General features: G+C 55.9%; 1 protein-coding gene. It reads right to left on the bottom strand.

Annotated features, from left to right (window positions below; translation table 11 throughout):
• Positions 1 to 423 precede the first annotated feature (423 nt).
• Positions 424 to 2741, bottom strand: a 2318-nt coding sequence (mfd, locus tag ACI4N7_RS02225; protein WP_439731740.1) for a transcription-repair coupling factor, incomplete at its 5' end; no start/stop codon positions are given.

Here is a 2741-nt window from a genome sequence, read left to right as displayed (position 1 = left end):
ATATACCGAGATCCTTCGCTGTCGCTCAGGATGACCCGCGAAAGGCGAGGGAGCGTCTGTGACACGGTCGGGACTGGGATTGGGATCGGAGCCGAGGCCGTGATCGGGATCGGGGCCGGGGTCGGGATCGGGATCGAGGGAGTGAGTCAATGGAGTTTTAGCACCGAAAAAGACATAAGAAGATGGGATCGGGGCCGGGTAGCTTGCAGCCGGAAACCAGCCACCAGCTGTCAGCCCTGCTCGTTATTCTGAGCGGCTGATTCTGCGCCCTCCTGCTTTCGGGAATACCGTCATCCCGCTCTCTATCCCGAACCCGATCTCGATCCCGATCTTAGATCCCCGATTGTCGGATCACCGAACCGGGTTGACAGGAGAAAAGCGGAGATTCCTGTTTCAGAACCCCCTGCCCCAAGGGCCGTTCTCCTACTCCCCTTTGACTTCTTTATACATTTCATCCATAAATCCGGACATCCACTTCATTTCATCGCCGGTAATGCCTTTTTTGTTGATACTCATTTTAGCCAGGCTGCCCGGCAGGAGGCGGATGTAGGGAAGCATGGTTTTGGGGAGCTTCATGGGATTCCAGCCCCGCATGGGTTCCTCGTCCGCCCAGTTAATAACGAAGTTGACGCCGCCGTCCATGATGCTGCCGATGCCCAGCTGTCTGGCTCTGACACGGATGCGGGAAATGCTGAACAGTTTTTCCACCGGCTCTGTGGGAGTGCCGAAGCGGTCCACCACTTCGTCGATAAGGTCCGACAAGGCCTTGTCGTCTTCCACCGATGCCAGGCGGCGGTAGATTTCCATTTTCTGTTCTTCATTGGAAATATAATCGCTGTCAAGGTAGGCATCCTGGCGGAATTCGATGGTGGTGTTAGGCAGCTTCTTGGGCAGGGGCCTGTTTTCTCTCTTGGCCCGCAGTTTTTCCACTGCTTCTTCCAGCATGGTGCAGTAGGTGGCAAAGCCTACGCTGGCAATGTTGCCGTGCTGGGCGGCGCCCAGCAGGTTGCCGGCTCCCCGGATTTCCAGGTCCCGCATGGCCACCTTGAATCCGCTGCCCAGTTCCGTAAATTCACGGATGGTATCCAGTCTTTTTTCCGCCACTTCGGAAAGCACCTTTCCTTTGCGGTAGAAGAACCAGGCTCTGGCGATTTTTTCGGAACGGCCTACCCGGCCCCGCATCTGGTAGATCTGGGAAAGACCCATGCGGTCTGCATCATACACAAGCATGGTATTGGCATTCGGCTGGTCCAGCCCGTTTTCAATAAGGGTGGTGCAGAGAAGCACGTCATACCGCTGTTCGTAGAAATCAAGCATCACCTTTTCCAGCTGCCTGCCTTCCATGCGGCCGTAGGCTACGCCGATGGTGATGTTTTCCGGAAGGATGCTCCGTAAATGGTCCAGCATGGCTCCCATGGTTTCAATGCGGTTGTAGACGAAGTAGGTCTGCCCTCCCCTTTCCTTTTCCCGGAGAATGGCATCCTTGACAATGGTGTCATCATATTCGGTGACATAGGTCTGGATGGCGTGGCGGTTGGAGGGCGGCGTAGTAATAGTCACCATATCCCGCACGCCGGTGAGACTCATGTGCAGGGTACGGGGAATCGGGGTGGCGGACAGGGTGAGCACATCGATGCCGGAGGACCAGGATTTCCACTTTTCCTTCTGCACCACGCCGAAGCGCTGTTCTTCATCCACCACCAGAAGGCCCAGTTTCCGGCATTCCACTTTTTTATTGAGCACTGCATGGGTGCCGATAACCACATCGATTTCTCCGTCCTTCAGCCGCCGGAGAATGTCTCTCTTTTCCTTCAGGGTGGTGAAACGGTTCAGAAGGGCCAGGTTCACGCCGAAGCCTTCCATCCGTTCCTTGAAATTTTTATAGTGCTGCTGGGAAAGGACGGTGGTCGGGCAGAGCACCATGGCCTGGTAGCCGCTCATGACGCATTTGAATACGGCCCGCATGGCCACTTCCGTCTTGCCGAAGCCCACGTCGCCGCAGAGGAGCATGTCCATGGGGATAGGCCGTTCCATGGCCTGCTTGATGCCGTCAATAGCGGTGAGCTGGTCTTCCGTTTCCACATAGGGGAAGGTATCTTCAAACTCCCTCTGCTCCGGTCCGTCCTTGGCAAAGGCAATGCCCTTGGTGATTTCCCGCTTGGCATAAATATCCAGAAGCCGTTCCGCCAGTTCCTCAATGGACTTTCTGGCTTTGGAGCGGATTTTCTCCCAATGGGCTTCCCCCATTTTATTTAATACCGGCGTCCCGCCTTCGGGGCCGATATATTTTTCCAGAGTGGAAATCTTTTCCACCGGCAGATAGAGCTTGTCATTGCCTGCATACTGGATGGCGATATAGTCGCGGTGCACGCCGGACAGCTCGATGGTCTTGATGCCCAGGTACTTGCCGATGCCGTGCACGTCCTGCACCACATAGTCTCCGGGATTCAGGTCCGAGAAATAGCGGATCTGCCGTCCTTTGCCGGCGCCCTTCACCCGGCGGATCTTCTGTTTGCCCAGCACATCGCCGGCGGTGAGGAGGGCCAGCTTGTCCTCCGGCAGTTCAAAGCCTTCGGACAGCACCCCGTGAATCATATAGACCCTGCCCGGCGCAAGCTCGTCGGACATGGGAATTTCATAATCCCGGAAAATGCCCTTCAGTTCCTCTTCCTCCGAAGCCCGGGGTACGGCAAAAAGGACCTTCCAGTCCTTTTTCAGAATGCCCTTCAGGTCTTCGATGA

Source organism: Dialister sp., assembly GCF_051885895.1.
Taxonomy (GTDB): domain Bacteria; phylum Bacillota; class Negativicutes; order Veillonellales; family Dialisteraceae; genus Dialister.
The sequence above is the reverse complement of the archived record's forward strand: the minus strand, read 5'-3'. Positions and strand labels throughout refer to the sequence as shown.